This window comes from Enterococcus sp. AZ163 (assembly GCF_050498925.1).
In the GTDB taxonomy this organism is placed as follows: Bacteria; Bacillota; Bacilli; order Lactobacillales; family Enterococcaceae; genus Enterococcus_A; species Enterococcus_A ferrettii.
Window position 1 is genome coordinate 2941312 of sequence record NZ_JBIPAO010000001.1, and the last position, 18772, is coordinate 2960083.

General features: G+C 37.9%; 28 protein-coding genes. 5 read left to right on the forward strand and 23 right to left on the reverse strand.

Going from position 1 to position 18772, the window contains the following annotated elements:
- Positions 1 to 30 precede the first annotated feature (30 nt).
- The 15 genes from IGI46_RS14060 to IGI46_RS14130 all read right to left on the reverse strand — a co-directional run bounded on the left by IGI46_RS14060 (position 31) and on the right by IGI46_RS14130 (position 10279).
- Complete coding sequence (locus tag IGI46_RS14060; protein WP_429973662.1) at positions 31 to 1032, reverse strand: major capsid protein; 1002 nt, start codon at positions 1030 to 1032, stop codon at positions 31 to 33.
- A 3-nt stretch (positions 1033 to 1035) separates the two neighbouring features.
- Entirely contained in the window at positions 1036 to 1629 is a 594-nt protein-coding gene (locus tag IGI46_RS14065) for a phage scaffolding protein (protein WP_429973663.1), read from the reverse strand.
- A 96-nt stretch (positions 1630 to 1725) separates the two neighbouring features.
- Positions 1726 to 1947, reverse strand: coding sequence for a hypothetical protein (locus IGI46_RS14070; protein WP_429973664.1), 222 nt, complete (start codon positions 1945 to 1947; stop codon positions 1726 to 1728).
- Between the two features lie 26 nt (positions 1948 to 1973).
- Positions 1974 to 2159 (reverse strand): hypothetical protein, encoded by a 186-nt coding sequence (locus tag IGI46_RS14075; protein WP_429973665.1) that lies wholly within the window; start codon positions 2157 to 2159, stop codon positions 1974 to 1976.
- A 12-nt stretch (positions 2160 to 2171) separates the two neighbouring features.
- On the reverse strand, positions 2172 to 2432 hold the full coding sequence (locus IGI46_RS14080; RefSeq protein WP_429973666.1) for a hypothetical protein: 261 nt from the start codon (positions 2430 to 2432) through the stop codon (positions 2172 to 2174).
- 11 nt (positions 2433 to 2443) lie between these two features.
- A complete protein-coding gene (locus IGI46_RS14085; protein ID WP_429973667.1) occupies positions 2444 to 3598 on the reverse strand; it encodes a phage minor capsid protein in 1155 nt (384 codons plus the stop codon).
- On the reverse strand, positions 3598 to 5082 hold the full coding sequence (locus tag IGI46_RS14090) for a phage portal protein (protein ID WP_429973668.1): 1485 nt from the start codon (positions 5080 to 5082) through the stop codon (positions 3598 to 3600). Before IGI46_RS14090 ends, IGI46_RS14085 begins: the two co-directional genes overlap by 1 nt.
- Before the next feature lie 60 nt (positions 5083 to 5142).
- Complete coding sequence (locus tag IGI46_RS14095) at positions 5143 to 6486, reverse strand: PBSX family phage terminase large subunit (RefSeq protein WP_429973669.1); 1344 nt, start codon at positions 6484 to 6486, stop codon at positions 5143 to 5145.
- Positions 6479 to 7222 (reverse strand): terminase small subunit, encoded by a 744-nt coding sequence (locus tag IGI46_RS14100; protein ID WP_429973670.1) that lies wholly within the window; start codon positions 7220 to 7222, stop codon positions 6479 to 6481. Before IGI46_RS14100 ends, IGI46_RS14095 begins: the two co-directional genes overlap by 8 nt.
- Before the next feature lie 54 nt (positions 7223 to 7276).
- Positions 7277 to 8098, reverse strand: coding sequence for a toll/interleukin-1 receptor domain-containing protein (locus IGI46_RS14105; RefSeq protein WP_429966165.1), 822 nt, complete (start codon positions 8096 to 8098; stop codon positions 7277 to 7279).
- A gap of 530 nt (positions 8099 to 8628) precedes the next feature.
- The gene (locus IGI46_RS14110; RefSeq protein WP_207702682.1) at positions 8629 to 9126 is read right to left on the reverse strand and encodes a hypothetical protein; all 498 of its coding nucleotides are present in this window, start codon (positions 9124 to 9126) and stop codon (positions 8629 to 8631) included.
- Between the two features lie 26 nt (positions 9127 to 9152).
- A complete protein-coding gene (locus IGI46_RS14115; RefSeq protein WP_429973671.1) occupies positions 9153 to 9338 on the reverse strand; it encodes a hypothetical protein in 186 nt (61 codons plus the stop codon).
- Between the two features lie 37 nt (positions 9339 to 9375).
- Positions 9376 to 9570, reverse strand: coding sequence for a hypothetical protein (locus IGI46_RS14120; RefSeq protein WP_429973672.1), 195 nt, complete (start codon positions 9568 to 9570; stop codon positions 9376 to 9378).
- Positions 9571 to 9581: 11 nt separating this feature from the next.
- The gene (locus IGI46_RS14125) at positions 9582 to 9950 is read right to left on the reverse strand and encodes a hypothetical protein (protein WP_429973673.1); all 369 of its coding nucleotides are present in this window, start codon (positions 9948 to 9950) and stop codon (positions 9582 to 9584) included.
- Between the two features lie 11 nt (positions 9951 to 9961).
- A complete protein-coding gene (locus IGI46_RS14130) occupies positions 9962 to 10279 on the reverse strand; it encodes a hypothetical protein (protein ID WP_429973674.1) in 318 nt (105 codons plus the stop codon).
- A 217-nt stretch (positions 10280 to 10496) separates the two neighbouring features.
- Between IGI46_RS14130 and IGI46_RS14135 the strand changes: the two genes are divergently transcribed.
- From IGI46_RS14135 to IGI46_RS14150, 4 genes are all read left to right on the forward strand, one after another.
- Positions 10497 to 11201 (forward strand): hypothetical protein, encoded by a 705-nt coding sequence (locus IGI46_RS14135; protein ID WP_429973675.1) that lies wholly within the window; start codon positions 10497 to 10499, stop codon positions 11199 to 11201.
- Positions 11202 to 11388: 187 nt separating this feature from the next.
- Positions 11389 to 11625, forward strand: a complete 237-nt coding sequence (locus IGI46_RS14140) for a hypothetical protein (RefSeq protein ID WP_429973676.1) — start codon at positions 11389 to 11391, stop codon at positions 11623 to 11625.
- A 208-nt stretch (positions 11626 to 11833) separates the two neighbouring features.
- Positions 11834 to 12769, forward strand: coding sequence for a N(5)-(carboxyethyl)ornithine synthase (locus IGI46_RS14145; RefSeq protein ID WP_429973677.1), 936 nt, complete (start codon positions 11834 to 11836; stop codon positions 12767 to 12769).
- Between the two features lie 133 nt (positions 12770 to 12902).
- Positions 12903 to 13148 (forward strand): toxin-antitoxin system, toxin component, encoded by a 246-nt coding sequence (locus IGI46_RS14150; protein ID WP_429973678.1) that lies wholly within the window; start codon positions 12903 to 12905, stop codon positions 13146 to 13148.
- Positions 13149 to 13440: 292 nt separating this feature from the next.
- Here the strand turns inward: IGI46_RS14150 and IGI46_RS14155 are convergent, their stop codons facing one another.
- Positions 13441 to 13743 (reverse strand): hypothetical protein, encoded by a 303-nt coding sequence (locus tag IGI46_RS14155; RefSeq protein ID WP_429973679.1) that lies wholly within the window; start codon positions 13741 to 13743, stop codon positions 13441 to 13443.
- Between the two features lie 32 nt (positions 13744 to 13775).
- Complete coding sequence (locus IGI46_RS14160) at positions 13776 to 14096, reverse strand: hypothetical protein (RefSeq protein ID WP_429973680.1); 321 nt, start codon at positions 14094 to 14096, stop codon at positions 13776 to 13778.
- A gap of 96 nt (positions 14097 to 14192) precedes the next feature.
- On the opposite strand from IGI46_RS14160, the gene IGI46_RS14165 reads away from it, so the two are divergent.
- Entirely contained in the window at positions 14193 to 14438 is a 246-nt protein-coding gene (locus IGI46_RS14165) for a transcriptional regulator (RefSeq protein ID WP_429973681.1), read from the forward strand.
- Positions 14439 to 14811: 373 nt separating this feature from the next.
- On the opposite strand, the gene IGI46_RS14170 is transcribed toward IGI46_RS14165, so the two are convergent.
- From IGI46_RS14170 to IGI46_RS14195, 6 genes are all read right to left on the reverse strand, one after another.
- Positions 14812 to 15228 carry a hypothetical protein gene (locus IGI46_RS14170; RefSeq protein WP_429973682.1) on the reverse strand — a complete coding sequence of 139 codons (417 nt, stop codon included), beginning with the start codon at positions 15226 to 15228 and terminating at the stop codon, positions 14812 to 14814.
- Between the two features lie 144 nt (positions 15229 to 15372).
- The gene (locus tag IGI46_RS14175; RefSeq protein WP_429973683.1) at positions 15373 to 15648 is read right to left on the reverse strand and encodes a hypothetical protein; all 276 of its coding nucleotides are present in this window, start codon (positions 15646 to 15648) and stop codon (positions 15373 to 15375) included.
- A gap of 1 nt (position 15649) precedes the next feature.
- Positions 15650 to 15895 (reverse strand): hypothetical protein, encoded by a 246-nt coding sequence (locus tag IGI46_RS14180; RefSeq protein ID WP_429973684.1) that lies wholly within the window; start codon positions 15893 to 15895, stop codon positions 15650 to 15652.
- 17 nt (positions 15896 to 15912) lie between these two features.
- Positions 15913 to 17154: a DnaB-like helicase C-terminal domain-containing protein gene (locus IGI46_RS14185; RefSeq protein ID WP_429973685.1), complete on the reverse strand. Its 1242-nt coding sequence runs from the start codon at positions 17152 to 17154 to the stop codon at positions 15913 to 15915.
- Positions 17151 to 17951 carry a helix-turn-helix domain-containing protein gene (locus tag IGI46_RS14190; RefSeq protein WP_429973686.1) on the reverse strand — a complete coding sequence of 267 codons (801 nt, stop codon included), beginning with the start codon at positions 17949 to 17951 and terminating at the stop codon, positions 17151 to 17153. Before IGI46_RS14190 ends, IGI46_RS14185 begins: the two co-directional genes overlap by 4 nt.
- Positions 17944 to 18759: a hypothetical protein gene (locus IGI46_RS14195; protein ID WP_429973687.1), complete on the reverse strand. Its 816-nt coding sequence runs from the start codon at positions 18757 to 18759 to the stop codon at positions 17944 to 17946. The genes IGI46_RS14190 and IGI46_RS14195 overlap by 8 nt, the downstream gene beginning before the upstream one ends.
- Positions 18760 to 18772 lie beyond the last annotated feature (13 nt).

The following is an 18772-nucleotide window of genomic DNA, read 5'->3' on the forward strand; positions in this document are numbered from 1 at the left end:
CCTCAGAAAGAAAGAGAGCCAAAAGCTCTCTTATAATTTATGTTGAATAGCAACTAAGCCGATTTGTTTGTCTTCGTAAACTTTTTCCCAGTTTTTAGGATTAGACAAATCTTTATTTGTCGGTGTGATTTCACCAGATTCACGATCGGCATTTGTAAATTTAACACCGTATGGGTGCATTGTGAACGCTCGACGTGTATAGACTTCATCATTACCCTTTTTAGCATTACGAGCTTTCTCGAAGCTTGTAAGCTTTGCAGGAGTGCCTGTGTTTCGCCCAATTGCACCTGAAGCAAACAGGTAAGAAGTGTAAACTTTAGCGGCACCTGTGCCACTCGCTGGTACTCCATCGTCAATCACGACTTGATAGCCTAAATAAGTAGGAATATTTACTTCTCCACGAGCATTAGGAATAAAAGCAATCAAGTTTTGCTTTTGTAATGCCGTGTAAACTGCCGAATGCATAACGATCATGCTTAAACGATCAGCGGAATCTCCTAGCAGTTGTTTAGCATCCAAAACTAATTCACCCGAAATAGACGTTGTTTTTTTCGCTAACAAATGCGTTCCATTTAATGGCCCAGCAGGAATGGAAGCTCCTGTATCCGCATCTGCAAATAAGCCATTTAATACATTAATAAGAACGTGTTGTTCCCGACGTAACCACCAAGAAGCAATTTTACCAAGTAGTGCCCCTAAAGGATCATCACCGGAAATAACTGCTGCTAGTTCGTTAACAGACCATCCACGTCCACGGTACATTACTGCTGCAATATCAGCGCCAGCAGTGATCTTACCTGTTTCTAGCTCCTTTTCTCCGTCTCCAAGTGTTTCATCTTCACCATCCAGGTCATTCCAGAATGGCATATTGACTAATAACCCACCTGCAGTAATATTTTTTGATACTTCCGCGTCTGCAACCGCAACTCCTGACTGGATGATTGCGGATTTTTCCTCTGTGAAGTTATCCATATACGCATTGAATACTTCTGGTGTAACAACATCTAGTAATTTAGTAATTTCATTTGCCATGAATTATTTCTCTCCTTCTTTTTGTAAAAACTGTGTTAAATTGAAAGCTTCAGACTTCATTTGTTGTTTCATCGTTCCAGAAGGTTCTTGAGCCCCCTGAGGATTACCGCCGACAACGATTTTGGGTGTTGCTGGCGTATTTTCTTCTTGCTGAAATAAAAATGTCTTACTTTCCTGCAATCCTTTTAATTGTTCCTCAAATCCTTGCAATTTGCCATCAACGACCTTAATTGTGTCTTTGTCTAATTGACTTAACACAATGTCTTCGTCTAACGCCTGTGCTTCTTTAAGCGCTAGTTTGATAGCAAAGTCTTTTTGTTGCTCTGCGAGTTTCGTTTCAGATTCAGTTTTAGCAGAATTGAACTTTTCTTGTAGGTCAGTTAGTTGCTGGGTAAGTTCCTCATTCCCCTTTGCAGACTCCTTTAGTGAATCTAGCTCGGTTTGATTGGTTGCCAGCTGCTCCTTGAACTGGTCACGCTCTTGCTCTGCAGTAGCTACGCTTTTGTTCAATTCATTAACTGTTTGACCATGTAATGCCATGATTGAGCCGATTTGTTCATCTGATAAACCTAATTCTTTCAACTGTTCTCTTTTCATATCCTTCATCCTTTCGAGTTTTGACGTGGCTACGACCACGATGGATTGAACAGTTTAACGCCATGTTCAGGGCAAAATAAAAAGCCTTAGCGATTGCTAGACTTCCATTTCATCAATAAGTTGTGATTTAGCTACTTCCATCATTCCGATAGCGCCTAATGATGTGCTTTGAGTGTAAAATGTCGATATGATACCATTTTGATCTACACCGACCACTACAATACTTTCTGCATCTACGAAGAATTCTTTAGATTTATCCATAAATTCTTCATTCGATACGCCTCGCTCTTTTTTTCGTTTTAACTCTCTAAATTCCATGCTGCCTCCAACTAGCCTTGACGCGGCTAACGAGATTTAGGACCACCAACCAATCCGGCACTATCTGCCTGTGCTACTGCCTGTTGTTTGTCCGGTGGTTTCTTCTTCATTTCATTGATAAGGTATTTCTGATAATTTTCATCAAGTCCTTTGAAAAACTCCATGAAATCATCTTGTGAGTTGCGTTGTTTTACTTGTTTTTGGGTTTCCATCAACTTCACTCCCTATTCGTAATTCTTTTTCAGTTCATCCATTTCCTTCAGGATCAATTCTGCAAGCTCTGCCTTCTTTTTACCCGGCTTAGTGTGCTGCTGCCTAACCATTAATCCGCGTATCCTTTTATTGGTGTAGCTATGAGTCACTTTTCCATTGCATTGCTTACATTCAGCGTAGTTGTGTTGAATGCCCTCACCTAATTTGTCCTGTTTCATAATCAGCGGTGTTAATTCACTACAAAAGCCGCATTGAAATAGTTGTTCTGCCATCTTTGCCCCTCCTAAAAGTCGTCATACCGGAAATCCTTCAGCAAAGTATTAAGCGGCGTATAGACTTTCTCACGCTTATAATTCCTGCTTAGGTACTCGTTTGAAGCTACAAGCTCTCTGGTTCGTTTCTGCATCGCTCTAACCTTACGACCCCACTCAGCCGCGTTGTCAGTGTGCCCCATAGCCTCAGCTACCATCTGATTCTTTTTAAGCTTAACAATGGCGCGTTCTAGTTCTCGCTGTTTCTTCATAAGCTTAGAGACTTCCGCATTCTCCTTTGCATCATAGGAAGGCTGGTTGTTCGTATTAACGCCAGGTATAAATGGAATGTGCAAATGGTTGCAGTTTACACCTCTATGACCGCCTGGAGTTCCATATTCAGCCTTCCAATACGGATCGTAAATACTTTTATACTCACTTCCAGGTGGCACGCTATCTCTTAAATCAACAACATGACCTTGAATAAGTGAACAAGCTGGACGTGCCCCCATGTGACTCGTGACAATCACCGTGTGAACGCCATATTCAGCCATACGGTCTTTTCGTAAAGTGTCATACGTATTTGCTAACGTAGATTTTAAAACAGTTCTAACATACCGCTCTATGCTCCAAGAATGCCCGCCTTTATCAATAAAAGCACTGCGAATGCCTTTCTGGGCTAATTCTTGGATCGCTTTTTCTAATGATTTGTCAAAGTTCAATAGTCCTGCGTTAAACAATGCTTGCGTTCGCCGCAATACTCCTTGGTAGGCTAGTGTTGCTGCTCCTACGCCGTAGTTAGTCGTAACAAGCGTTTGATTGACTAAATTATCAATTCCAGACCATGATTGATCCGCGTAACTCTTGATGATATTGTCCAAGTTGCTCGGCATCGGCTTGGTTTCATACGGCATAATCTTGTCAATATCGGTCACCGTCTGCTTGCCTGCAGCTTCAAACATCTTGTTAATCTCTGACTCGGCAACTCCTGTGACCTTGGCTAACTCCTTAATGACCTCATTGTTGAATAGGTGTAAATCCTTCAAAGCATCTGTTTGCCATTCTAAAATGTCTGTATGGCCGCTAGACAACCTCTTAATCATAATGCGGAGTATTTCACCCTCTAAGGAGTTGTAAAGTTCAGCAAAGTTACTGGACCATAAGTCTAATTGGTGAGGTGTGATCATTACTCATCATCCCCTAGCTCCTGTCGTTCCATAAAAGCTTGTATCTCGCTTTGATCCAATCCTGTTTCTTGCATTTGAATCAGTTGATACCACTCATATGATTCTTCCTCAGTAATTTTGAAGATTCCCTCTAGCGCTTTAGTGATTGGAACTAAACCAGCTGTCTTGGCTTTACTGAAGAAGTCTAACTTCTGATCCAAACTCTCAAAGATTCCATCATCAAAATCTACGCTGATTTGTTCGAAACTAGGTATTTCACCTGTATAAAGCTTTACCCCGTTTTCTAAGACAGTCCCTGATGCTAGTTCAAGAACTGATACGACTAATCCTTTGATAAACTTCTCTACTTCGTTGCAGTGCATGTTACGGGTTCGATACGTTAATGAGTTCTCACTAACAATCTCGGTTGCCGTCTTTACTGACTCGCCGTCAAAACTAAACGTACCTACAGATAACTGCATCTGCATTTCTAGTGTCTTCATGAACTGATTAATAGCTGTGATGTATTGATCAGCGCGAATGTCGTTAGTGATATCCTTGATTAATTCTTTATCATCATCCATCCTCATAGGGCGATAGATATTTACATCTGGATCAAACACAGGTTGTAGTGAGTTGCCTTGTTCATCAGGTACATAATTCAATACATGATCGCTAACAACGACTGTCCGCTGCCCCATTCTAATTTCCCAGTTGAATTGGTCATAGGTATCATTAATCTGCTTAAGCGTGTTTACAGCATTGTCACATATTCCAATCCCGAGAGGACTATACAGACTAAAGTTATTGAAGCCAGCAGGTTTTAAGTAATTGAATAGTGGCTTTTTCATAAACTCTAAGGTTGCTGTTTCTTGCAAACCCTTATACTGCCCTTTATGCCCCAAAGGTACTCTCGAACCATAACTGTTAGCATCTTCTGAGCGATAAAGCTCATTCGTGATAACTACCTTCCCGTTTTCCCATTCATGGAATTCTAGCAAAGTGTAGTAAATTGTCTTATCTTGTTCTACTTCCAAGGTCTTGAATACAAGAACGCCCTCAGCAATACCATTTGAAGTCGAACGTAGAGGATAAAAGGCATTTGCTAGTGCCCAAGAGAATTCCATTTCACCAGTAGCGGTGTCAACATATGGCCTAACAGCTAAACCACCAGCAACAAACATTGGCTCTAAATACTTAGAAAGATTTTTTTTGAAGTCGTTGTGTTCAAAAACATGCTTGATATAATTATCCGCTTCGTCTATATCAACGGATATTTCAACCTGTTCATTAAACACTAGACTTGCCAGCATTTCAGCGGTAAGTTTTCGCATATTGATAGTCATGTAATCACGACGTTTTATCTCGTTGTTCGAATTGATATAAACGATCTTGTCATACTCGTTGCGATATTCTCGAAAGTCACGCTCAATCCGCTGCAACTCGATAGGATCGATGTTTACTTTAGGATGGTCATTGATTGAATTTAGTGTTTGTCCTGTCACAGCATAGCCCCCTCTCTTGAATAAGTTTTTAATATTTTGAATTACTCCCATACACTTCACCTACCTTTTCAGCTTCCAAGCCCGAGCATTATCTAAACAAGCATATTTGAAGGCATCTACGCTGTGATCAAACTCCTTCAATACTTTAGGATCGTCACTATTTAAATAGCGTTCATCAAACTGATATCGCTTGTGTTCTTCAATAAAAAGAGTCAGGTCATCGCAATTTGATAACCCGGTTTTTATTGTTGGCACTAAATAGTAAAAACGCCCCTGAGCAAGTAAGTCATGGACGTAATCAATCATATCTATATTCTTTTTCTTTGCTACTGGATGCCAGCGCTGCCCAAAATCTTTGAAATACTGATTTCTTAGACCTCCTTCAGCAGAATCAATCGTTCGCTGCATAATCTTTGCATTGCCTATTGAGTGATGATTAGCCGTCTTAGTAACGAACTTATGCAATTCGCTTGATAAGTCACTAGGCGCTTTTTTAACAGCCTTGCCTTGTGGCGAATAGTAATACATATTCAACAGAATGACATCGCCTTTTGCTGTGAGTCCAAAACAAAGCGATACTGTAGCTGATGTTTGATGACCAACGTCAGTAGCATAGTACAAACTGACAATCCTATCATCATCCGGCAGCTCGTTTAACGGTTGGAATAAGTTGATATTGTAAACATTCGTTCCAAGTCCTACAGGCTCACCTAGATACAAATAGCGGTAATAATCGAAGTCATTTTCTTTTACCCGCTCTATATCGCTTAGCATTTGTCCTGTAACAAACCCTAGTTTGTCATCTAGATAACTTGACTCATGTATTAAGTAATCAGGATGGCCTTTTAACGTTTCTACCCATTCATTAATCCATGAGTAAGGATTCCTAGGAGGGTTGTATGACCAAAAGAATTGAACCTGCATAGCTAACGGATGCTTTTGCCGCATGAACGTTACATTTGATTGGTCAAAATCCTCAGCATCTTTAAACTCAGCTGCTTCCTCATACCAGACAGCAATTATATTGCCAATATCGTTTGATTTAAGCTTTTGAAAGTCATCTTGCCCGTAGAAGTAGAAGGTTGAACCTGTCTTCTTATGAGTGATCTTAAAGGGCGATACAGTAAAGCTGAATTGACTTGAGATAAAGAATTTACTCAAAGCCCACTGTATTTTTAGATAAACACTATCTCGTATGGTATTAGCGACCTTACGTATTACTACAACGTTAGCTTTCTCCCCTTTAAGCAAATAGGCTAACATTTTGAAAACTAACAATAAGGCAATCACTGAGGACTTGAAAGAGTTACGCCCGCCTTTTAACACCACATAAGGCTTCTGGTTCGTCCAAACTGATTTGAAGTGTGGGTTTACTTCCTTCTGAATGTAGATAGTCTTACTCATCACTACCACTCCACTCATCAATAATGGTAATACCTGCGCTACCTTCATCATTACCTAATAAATCTAATCGTTTCAGCAAAGATTCACCTGCTTTGATCACATCACTAACTTTTGTAGGGTAAGCTACAATCTTAGGCTCTTCAGTCTCTACAGTTTGTTTTTTAAGCTGCTTATCTTCTCCAACGGGAACCCACTTTTCTTCTTTAGACCTAAGAGTGACAACTTGATGCTCGCTCTCTTGCCTATTAAATATCCTGGTTAATCCCTGCAATATTTCTTGCTGGGTAGCAACCTTCCCGTGAGCTAACACGCGCATACGATCATCAATGTAATTCTTAATACCAATATTTCCCAATAGTTTATATCCTAATGAGTTCGAATAACTTTCACTGTAACCGGCTTTAATAGCCGATTGATAGATATTAGCAGACTCGATATAATTGTCAGCAAACCTTCTTTGTTGTTCGTTAATACCATAGTATTCCAACACATCGGTTATATCTTCAGTGCCATCATTCTCTATTACGAGTTGCGCTTGTTCCTTGTGTGCACCCTTTTCCTGTTTTGTGTGCACACTCTTTTTCTTTCTAGGTGCGCCCTTATTCTGTTCCTGCTCTTTCCACTTTCGGGTCTTCCATGACTTTACTGTGTTGATAGAGACACCGTGCTTTGCGGCAATCTCTTTATACTTCATACCTTCTTGGTAATCTTTATATGCTAACTCCCATTTTTCCACATCACACGGCACCTCTCTTTCAACGCAAAATAAAACAGCCTCACGAGGAGACTGTTAGATGATTTTCAAGTAATTGCTAAGCAAAGTTGCATGGTAAGATTTTCCAGATCCTGTGTTTGTAAATATTAATGCTGACTCTTGTCCAGGTTCAGGTATAACTCTTAGTATATCCATTCTTTCTAATTCTCCCAAAAGATCTTTGTTAAAAACATAATCGGATTCACTCAGCATAATTTGATAAGTGTTTCCAACTCTTGCCTCTGAGAAGAAAACTTTGAAATAATCCACCTTTTTCTCAAGTTGCTCGACTAAACTTTTTGCTTTATTGAGGAACCCATATTCATATTCAAAATCAGAAATTTTATCACAAAGATCATCTAGTTCATATAATCCTACATTTGTTGGGTCTGCTCCCGCACTTTCTGCTATCGCTCGAAAAATACGTTTTACATGATCTGGGTTGCTCAAAGATAAACTTTGTAGCATATCAGTAGGACTTGGCAACTGATCAATCAATAGGTTAGTATGGCAGGCAGGAATTACTTTTATGCCCTTCATCCATCCAGCTCCCATTTCAAAATTAATCCAAGGTCTTTTTACCGAATCTTTACTACACAATGCAATCATTATTGATGCATTGTTTAAAGCATTAGTTATTTGGTTTAACCACTCAGCCCCAGCGCTAATACTTACCCCGTCTGAAGACACAAAGACTTCAACAAAGCCTACAAATTTTTTCTCTATTTCTTCTTTTAACATAACCGCTAGTTCTGATTCTTCGCTGATATGACTGATAAATACAACTACTTTTTTCATACGATTTCCTCCTTTATAGGTTTTATCGTATGTTTGTAGGAAATATTTGTCAAATCCCATCTTTATTACCTCCTTGTAAACCAAAAAAGACCGCCTAAGCGATCTTGTATGTATTGTGCAACCTACATAGCACTTTCGTTGTGCTGCTCCTCCACGAACCACTTGTATCATCGGTTGCTAAAGTCACTGGCAAGGAATCGAACCTTGCATGCGGTCTTTTTCTTCACGATTTGAGTATAATGTTCTCCAACTGAAGCCACTTTTTCGGCACGTAGTCTCAACTCTCGCATGACCGCAAACCGTTAACTGTTGCATCCTCGTGAATTTGTATTTGCGTCTACCCTTTCCGCCACAGCGACAAAACAGGCAGCACGTGTCGAAATAAAAAGAAAGGAATGTCTCATCTCCTTAGATTTATTTTGTGCTGCCTATATTAGCTTTCCACCTCTTGCTAAATCGCTATACTTAAAAGGAGTAGTCATGTCTGACAGTTTTCGTTGGTGTTCAATTTGCTTGAGGTGGTCTGCTAAATTTCTACGCTATCATATTAACACGAAGGATGTACCATTGTGGGGCGCGTTTTGGGCACGTCAAAACCAATTAATTACAGTTTCGATGCCAAAGGTATACTTAGCAACCTCCTGTATCCCTTTGTCTAGCCGACGCTTGATTGTTCTACGGTCACAATCGTAATGTGTTGCGATAAACTCATCTGACAGCGGCCGCGGCACTAGGTATTTCATCTCAAGTAGCTTATACCCATCAGGATCTGACTCCTTATAGGCCATTAGAGCAAAATCAACATGCTTCATAATTTTTACTGTCTTGGCCTTATGCTCTAACAGGCTGTTCACATCGAATCGCCAATCAAACCAGAACGAGCCTACTTCTTCCTCTACCTGCTGATCCACAATTTTACAATGCGTTTTCAGTTGATAATAATTCTTTAGCACTTCCCTGATATTGTGATAGGCGTTGTTTCTTACGGCACGCCGCTTCTTTTCTTGCGCTGCTGTCATCTTTTCGACTACAGCATCCACAATCTTGTTCATTGACTTCTCAGACAATTCGATTACTTGCGTTTCCAATAAAGCTCCCCCTTCTTTGCTATTGTTTATAGGTCAATTCCTTGCGCTCTTGCTATAATGCGGTGCTTCAACTTTTCAGCCTCCAGATTCTTTATTTGGAGGGTGATCGCTTCGCGTGCAGTAGTGTTCTTACTTTTACGAAACATCATTCTGAGCTCCTCGATTTCCGTGTTGCATTGCTCAAATCGAGTCTTAATTTGATCTCTCCCCATGTAATATTCTCCTTTCAAGCCGACGTTAGTGGAATGGTTAAATTCCGATTACAGGTATCTTTACACCCGGCTCTTCGTCATCCTCTGCAGTACCTACCATAGAATCAACTTCGCTAATTGATTTCAACACTGGTGCTTCACAAAAATTCATATCTACTACAAAAACCTCGGCATTGCCGCCGCAAGCATCTCTCATAACTAATAACTCGCATATTAAATCATCAACTTTCATTGCTGAGCCTCCTACGGTAATCCTATCCATGTGACAATCACTTTTTCCCACGGGTACTGGTTAACACGTTCTTTGGCACGGTCTTCGATTGTCCGCCACATTGGATGGCTTTCATGGAATAATTCCGCTGAATCCTCAATATTTTCTACTTCATTTTCGATAAGTTCTTCTTCATCGCCAGATTTGAAATAAATTTTTTCACCATTATTCCAGATATAATCTACTTCGGATTTACCAAACGAACCTGCCCAATGGCAGAAATCATCTCCTGCCACAACTTCGCCATCAACCATCGGTAAAATTTTCAATTCAGGATTTTCTTTGATTAAATTTATCAGGATTGTGACATTTTCTTTTTGTATTTCAATTTCGGTTCTCATTGCTGCATCTCCTAACCTGTCATTATTATTTCATCGCTCAAAAATTCATTAATCAACGTTGGTGAACGATTGCTCCATCGAATCTCAGTGATATCGGTGTTCTTAAATCCGCGGGCCATCATTGCTCCATCGTCTTTTTCATTTACATAACCCCAGATTTCTAAATCCAGGTATCTTTTCGGTTTCAGGTTAAAACAAAGGAGCCATTCACTTTCTAAATCACGAGTAACATACTTATAGCCTTGCTTCGATAGACGTTTGAGTAATTTTACTGCTTGCTGCCGCGTGTTCATCCTCAGCATTTCATCTTTGGTAACTCGATAACTCATTTTGTTGAGTCTCCTTTCAAGCGTCGGTTAGTGGATTCCATATATCTTATGTTTTATCAAAATACACATTTACATAAGAGAGTTGAATAATTCAAATTGCTCTAGACAATACTTAAATACCATTTATTATTACTCTGCTACCTTCTTAATCAATGTTTAAAAAGTTTACTTTGCTCAATAATCTTTCTGATATAATAAATTAAAAAAGGAGAGTTTTATGGGCAAACACACTAAGAAAAATATTCCTGAAAAAAATCTAGATATCCAATCTTATATTCTCAAGTCTACGATAGCTCCATTCATCGTCAGTATAATTTATCTTTTTTTATTTGTTCACTTTTTCATGAAGGGGCAACTTATTCCTGGTTTTTTATTTTTTTTACAATTCATATTTTTGTTTTTTTCTGGACCTTTTATTTGGATATTGATATTTAGAAAAAGGTACGTAAAAAACAGAATGTTTCCTAGAAATACCGATAAAATTAGACTATTGACAGAATTTGCACTAGCTCTTATTACATGTATTAGTATTTGCATTGCATTTAACTACTCTGATCCACAACAGTATTTAGTTATCCATAGAACTTCTAAGGAAGAACTTAAAAATATTAATGGTCAAAACTTCTATGAGTTAGGAACCTTATATGCAAGAGATGTCAAAGAAGTTGTTTATGATGAGATGTATTCTAACCAGCAAAATAGCGAATTATTTATTATTGATGATACTATTAATAAAGATTCTAAAACTTATGTCATTCCAACTACCACCCCACAAACATCTGATACCTTTTTCAAATTCATGATTGAGTTAGGTTTAAATTTTTGTGTTGGTTTTTTTACAACTTTAATTATTCCTGTAATTTATCTGGAATATGAACGATCAAAGCATGAAGCAAAAAACTCAGTTAGTGAAGCAACATGATACTATTTTTGGTTAGTCTTCAGGCACTTATTAATAATTTAGTGGAAGTGCCTGATTCCCTCCTATGCTGAGTTAATGGAATGCATTATTTCGATCAATATAGGTTTTCCTTACGTTTTTCGTAATGATCTCTTTTGCTCAAGAAAGCATGCTACACTTATATAGAAACAAAGAGGAAGTGATTAAATTGACTAATTTTTATCCCGTCCATGTCTATATTTCCAATTATCGAATTTATGCAACGTTAGAAAAGGCCAACTTTAGGAAGCTGCCCTCCCGTAAAGTCTATGATACTTTTGCTGTTTTAAACCTAAGAGATTTAAAATCAATGCACATAGATAGATTTATTTACGATCTTGATATCAAAACTTTTGATACTATGCGTGAAGCAATAAGTGACTCCGAACAACAAATGCAAATATAGTTCGTCATTAAATACATCGAGAAAATTGTCTTGATGTATTTATGGTTTTCCGTAATTCAAGTGATTAGCTAAAAACCTTTTTCGATCCTTTAAATATATTTTTTTGTAAACTGTTTAGATTCAATAAATATGGTGATATCATTATCAAACACTTTCCTAGGAATCAATTTATTCAAAAACATTTAAAAAATGAAATGGAGATGGAATTATGAAATTAGGTTTTATAAAATCAAATTTTCCAAATGAACGTCGTGTCCCTTTATTACCTGAACATATTAAGCAGTTCGCCAATTCAGTTTATATTGAAAATGGTTTTGGACACTCCTTAGGTATCCATGATGTGGAATATCGAAAAGCAGGGTGTACAATCTTAACTCGCTCTGAAATTTTTGCTTTATGTGATGCTATCTTCTCTCTCAAAATACTTCAACCCTCTGATTATGATTCGCTTCGTCAAAATCAAATCATCATTGGCTGGACTCATCCATTAGGATCCGGAAAAGAATTTATGAAGTCTCAAGCAATTCCCAAAAACCTCTACATTCTTGATATCGATAATCAAAAACCTACCTTGTCCTATCAAGGAAAGGTTTATAATACAGAATTGATTCCAAAAAACTTTGTTTATCAAAACAGCTTTTATGCGGGGTATGCAGGGGTATTACATGCCCTACTAAGTTTTGGGTTGTTACCAGACAGCCACATAGATATTGCTATTTTGGGTTCAGGAAACACTGCTCAGGGCGCTTTCCATGCAATTTCAAAAATTTCTTCCTCGGTACAACTCTTCTATCGAAAAACACTGCCACAATTCAAACGGCAGATAGATACCTATTCAATCATTATTAATGGGATTGAGGTAGGGGACTCAGGTAACCCAATTTTAACGATTAAAGAACAAGAACAAGTAAAAAAGGGTGCTTTTATTATTGATATAGCTGCTGATGCCGGAAATGCTATCGAAGGAAACCATTTAACAACAGTAGCTGCTCCTATATATGAAAAAAACGGCATTTATTACTATACGCTACCCAATACACCTACTTTTGCTTATCGAAATGTGAGCAGTGTATTAAGCAAACAGTTCAGTAAGTATATCTTCAAAAATGACATTTCAAACTTCATCGATGAAATAGCAGACTAGTTTTGAAAGAAGGCTCGTTTCCCTTAGTAACAGTGGTAATCCAGTTTGATATCTTTTTCTTCATAAGAACAGTCATACAGTTATTTTAGAATGTGATTTATCTGCGTTAAACTTAGCTCAAGAGGTGATTTTTATGTTAAGAACACAAATTGATGTTGTTTCTTTAATGAAATCCGTTTCATCGCGGGTAGCCGATTCCTTCGATAGTTCTTCTGTTATTGCAGAATTTGAGACACCCGAAGAATTATTAGATTATTCAGAAGAAAATTTCACTTCACTCTCAGCCGAATTCCTAAAGTCCTTTCATGATGATTTTCAAGTCGCTTATGTCACCGAATTAGTCAAACAATTAGAAGAACAAAGTGTGAATTTTAATTAGACTCTATAATAGGGTCTTTTTTGATACACCCGTGCTGGCTTTTTCCACGTTGTTTATACCTACCTTCATTTATACTTTTACCATCAGCTGTCTTATTGATCTGATGCTTCATCAAGCCATAGCATTAATAATTCTTCAAACATCAGTCGTTACTGTGGTTCATCAGTTTCTGTCCATTTTTATTGAAACTTTCTAGCTTTCAAGTCGCCCATGCTCTAATAACTGCTATGGATTTTTAGTTTTCACTAGGCTCCCTGTTCATTTTCTTTCCATTATTTCCTTGGTTAGCTGCCTACTCATAATCTGTTTCGGTATCATAAGGATTGAATGAAATGTTAACGTGCTCATTTACTTCCACATCTTTGTCAATCCAATAAGGACGCTCTCCATCACGTAGCGGAATACCAATGCCATCAATTTCGGTTTGCTTATTGTGAATTACGTTGTAAGTGATATACTCCGCAACCTCTTCCAGAGTGTCGTAGTCATACAGCCAAGCGCGGAATCCCTCGAACCATTCTTCATTGAAATAGTCTTCATCCAATTCAACTTTTGCTGTATCTCTTCTAACCATGTTAATTTCAATTTTTTTCATTGTTTTGCTCCTTTGATCCTTAGTTAATTGAGCTACATCAAGCTTGCTGTTAACTCCCAAAACTCGCTAAGATCACTTCTAAGCGAGCCTGTGAAAACTACAAACTTGCCAGTGCCCAATATTTCCTGTGCTGCATGTCCCTTAAAACTAGAATATTGAGAATCAACTGTATGAAAATCTGAATATGCAACTTTACTTAAAGTTTCGTCTACAATAATAGGATCGCTACTGGGTTCACCTACGCACCAGTCAGGTTTATCTGCAATCTCCCAGTCGCCAACAAAATAATATCCATCTGCTGGATCTTGTTGGAGCAATAAATCATGTATTTTGTCTTCATACTGATCATCCATAAATTTATTACCTCTCTTTCTCCTTACTTTCGGTCGTTAGTAGACTTTTGAGATTATCTCCCTTATACTTTTTGTAACAAATAGGAGGTCATTGTAATGGATTACCCGGTTCATCGATTTATTAAAACTAATTTAGGTATGACTCCTTACGCTTTCTCAAAAGCTACTGGTATTCCTCAACAATCAATCTCATCATGGAAATCTAGGGATAAAATGGTAAATAAATTACCGATACAATTACTTATAGCTTTTGTATCCATATCTAATAAAAACTATGAGGCGGTCATAATCCTATTACTGAAATATGAAATTGATTATCAAGAGTTTCTCCGTTCTCTGTGATCTTGATTACATGCTATCTTCAATTAGCTTGTTGCTTTTTTACTGTGTTATAATCTTTACTAAATAGTCATTCTAAAAGGAGGAAAATGAAGTGAAAACAACTCTACTTCCAATTTTAATATGTGTAATCGCTATTGTAATTGCCTTGCTAAAGAACTCAAAAGGCAAGAAATAGATTCATGAAGTCGGGATTCTAGCTAGTTTAGAAAACATGCATACCGCGATTACTTTTTCGGATAACTTTTTGTTATTTACTTCAATGCTGAACAGTTTTTACCACTACAATTCATAGCCACTCTTTTACTAAACCTTAGCTAACTTAATATAGCTAACATAATTCCGTTAAATCTTCCTTGATTGGAATTAATTCCTCTCATCTATAGGATTCGACAAAATTCGTCATCGCTTTTTCTTCAGTTCTTCCTTGGTTTCTTCCTGGCAAACGGTACTTCCTACGCAAATAAGCTATTTGACGCGGGATGCTAACTCCTACAGCTGCATTTATCTCTAAACCCGTTGCACCACTTCTCAAAAGTCCTAGGACTCTATCCTCTAATCCTGGGCGCCTATCAAAATATCTTTGGTAGCTGTTGTGTTCTACAGGACCATTTTTAAGTCTCTCAATGATATCTAGTAACTCATCTCTACGTTTTATGTTTGCTGGGTCCTTATCCCACTCAGGATTAATTTCATCATCGGTTAGCATAAACAGCTCACGTCTGGCCGCTTTAATAGCAATTTTTTTCTCGTTACTCACGTTGCACATTCTTTTACCTCCGATTAATTTCATTCATTGATTCTGGCTTGCTGACATTCGACTAGAGGGCGTTTAGTAATCTTTGAATGTCATTAACGCCCTCCAACCTAAAACTCTTAAAATCGAATTATAGAAGCTCAAGAGCAAATAGTTTAATCCGTCGTCATTGTCTGATCTTTATTTGCCTTCCCCGTCAAGAGCGTAAGATACATCATCAATAGTGTTTTTTAGATTAGTAAGCAGGTCAGTGATGCTGTTGAGTGAATTATCCACAAACAAGGTGTAGTGCATTGTCACTAAAGAGTCAATATCTTTCCTTGATCTAAAATTGAGACTTAATACTTCAAAGTATTTTATAACTAGTTCTATTTGTGGAAGAGTGTCATTCAAAGTACCAGCGAGTTTTTCAATTTCCTTCTCTACTTCTTTATCAATTTTTGTATGATTAATCATTTTACTTTCCTCCTAGATTTACCTTTATCATTCCATTCGCTTTTTCGTACTCAGCTATTTCTATCGTTTCCCACTTTGCCTTTTCTGCTGTATGACGGGCTATCTCTGCATTTTCTTCATCGCCATGCTCCAAGAAAGAAGCCTGCAGCCTTGCAAGTGTTTGTATCTGTTGCTCTAAGAATCGGACTATTGGTGAACGTATCAACCCGGCTTCCTTAAAAATTTCAAGATACTCTTTATTTGTCATAAGTCCCCCCTGGTTTACTATGGCTTGTTAAGATAGTCAGTATCAAAGTCCATAAATTTACCAATGAACTTGAATTGAAGTTCAGCGTTGATCCCCTCACGGTTCTTTGCTATGTCGGCTAGTATTAAATCTTTTCTATCTGGCTCCAGCAAAGAAAGAAGAATGACCACGTTAGCATCTTGTTCCAAGGATCCGGATTCTTTCAAATCCGCTAGAGTTGGGCGCTTATTGTCTCGGTGCTCAACAGCCCGTCCGATCTGAGCAAAAAGAATTATCGGGATTTGAAGCTCATTGGTTAGAATTTTAAGCTCTCGCGTAACCTCGTTCATGGCTTGCCGCTCGTTCTTTCTAGGATCATTTGATTTGATCAACCCGGCATAATCAATAAAAGCGATGTACTTGTTGGGAATAGCTCGCTTCTTTATCTGCCGCTTGATGTCATTCAAATATTGGTAATCGTATCCGTAAAACTCAGCATTATATTTTTCTAAGTGATCCAGCGTAGCAAGTACTTTCTTCTTGTTATCTGGGCTTAATTGGTGCATTTTCCGCAACAGGTTTGAGTCAATTGATGCCAGTTTAGAAACAAGCCGATTAAAAAGCTGAACCTTATCCATCTCAAACGAGAAGAAATCAGCACGTACGCCTTCATTTCTGGTTAGAGCCTTCAGCATCATGTTTAACCCCATTGCTGTTTTACCAGTCTGTGGCCGTGCTCCAATGACAACTAATTGACCAGCACTTAAGCCGCCGCCTAGAACTCTATCTAGATTGCTAAAGGTCTGAATCAAATTGTCTTTAGCTGCAAATAGTTGATCTTCGATGATTGGTCTAATCTCACCAATTTTTCCACTTTGCTTTTGACGCTTTAAACTTTCGCGTTCTTCCAGTAAATCTTTTAGTTGTTTCGCATATTCGTCTTTTTGATGTTTTGAATAATTTTTGGAAATCTCGCGCAGTCGCTGTTCAACATAATCCACCCGAATAAAGTGAATTGCGGTTTCTAATATACCTTCATCGATCTTCATATCTGCTAAAATATCCAGTTCTTCTTGCTTACCTGTGTACAATGGAGCGTTCGCTTTTAACCGGCGATGAACATCAACAGTCCGGTACTCCTGACCTTTTAGCTGGTTGATCGCTTTAATGATTGCAGCAAACCCGGCATTTTCAAACCATTCATCGTCGATTTCAAAATCGTTAATTAGGTGTGGATTACTTAGTAAGCAAGAAACTATTGTCATTTCATTGTTGTTCATCGCTCGTCCTCCAGTTGACGAAGATATTTCTCTTGTTCTTCCATACGGCGCTTAATTTCATCCACATCGGTTGCAGTTTTTTCTCCATTGTTGCCAGGTAATGTGTATTCGTCATCCCAAGACTCGTTGTTAAACCAAGTTGAACCATGCTTTTGCTTATCCACAGGAGTTCCCAGCAACCGGATTTCTTTTTTATATGCAACAATGCCATTTTGAATAGTTTTGTTGGTTACACCTTTTTTGATAGCTCGTTTGTAGGATTCAAATGCCTTTTTCTTCCCTTTTTTGTTTGGATATAGTTTCCACAGTTTTGAAAAGTCTTCTTCTAATTGCTTATTGCTAACTTTCTTAGTAGATTTATCAGATTCACCATCGAGCAATTGATCTGAATTGCTCATAATGGTTTTTGTATTATTAATAGATGTATTATTATCTTCCCGCTTTTCCGAATAGGGTCTGTCGAGATTCCGAATACCCCTATTCGATTTTCCGATTAGCCTAATGATTCGTTTTTCAACTTGTTTCGGATTTTCTTTGCTATATTCATAAAATACTCGGATGGTTCCTTTTTCTTCTAACGATTTGATTATTTCAGAACACCTATTTTTACTTAGCCCAAAAAAATCGGAGAAATATTTATTTGAAGCGAAACAACCTTTTTCGGAAATATCCAAACTATCTATCTCAGCTAAAAAGACTATTTCTTGAATACTAAGTGATTCATTCAACCAAATGTGAGAAGGAATCCAGATGCCTTTAAACCCCCGATGCTCTTGAATGACTTTTCTTTTACTCATTGTTCGTTTCCTCAAATGGATCATCATAACCAAATTGATCCTTAGCTTTATCGAGATGAGAATTTTCAAAGGTCATACAAGTATCTTTATCACTATCTAAAGCGATTTGTCTTCCATGAATCAAAAGAGACAGCATACTTTGAACTTGATCAACAATCTTTTGAGTGTTACAAGGGTCATGTGCAGGATCAACACTATCTAAGTATTCATGAACCAAATTTAGTGTATCCACTACTTGGTCCTGTTCTTGCAGCATCTGCCTAACCTGCTTTGCAAACCATGCGGATGAACTTACAAAGTCTTTTGCTGCAGGATTATTAGGTGGAACTAAACTTAGTTTTCCAGTCAACGAGTTAATAGCTTTTCCGTCAGTATTTTTTTCATGCCGGCGCTTTAACAGCAAAGGTTCATTGTTTGCCGCGAGACATTTTTCTATTGTGTCAAATAGATTTAAGTCATCCTCAGATAAATTCCCGTAAAACGCGCCGTAACAATGGTCTAAAATATCTTCACCCTTGTCATCCGAGTTGACCATCTGATACAAATCTGAATGTCTTCGAATCTTATCTATTGTTAGATCAATGATTTTCTGCTCGTTTTCAAGTTGATACTTCCCATAATCACTTCGAGCGTCATTCAAAAGCTGTTCGCCCAATAGCTTTTTCTGTACTTGTTCGTAAAGTTCACACACCAAGCAATTCACTTTCTCTTGTGCGTTCAGCTCTTTGGAATTCTCCAGACTAGTATAGTCTTTCGAGCTTGCGTAATTTTTATATGCTTCTTCAATCAATTTATATTTATCTGTCATGTTTATCTCCTCG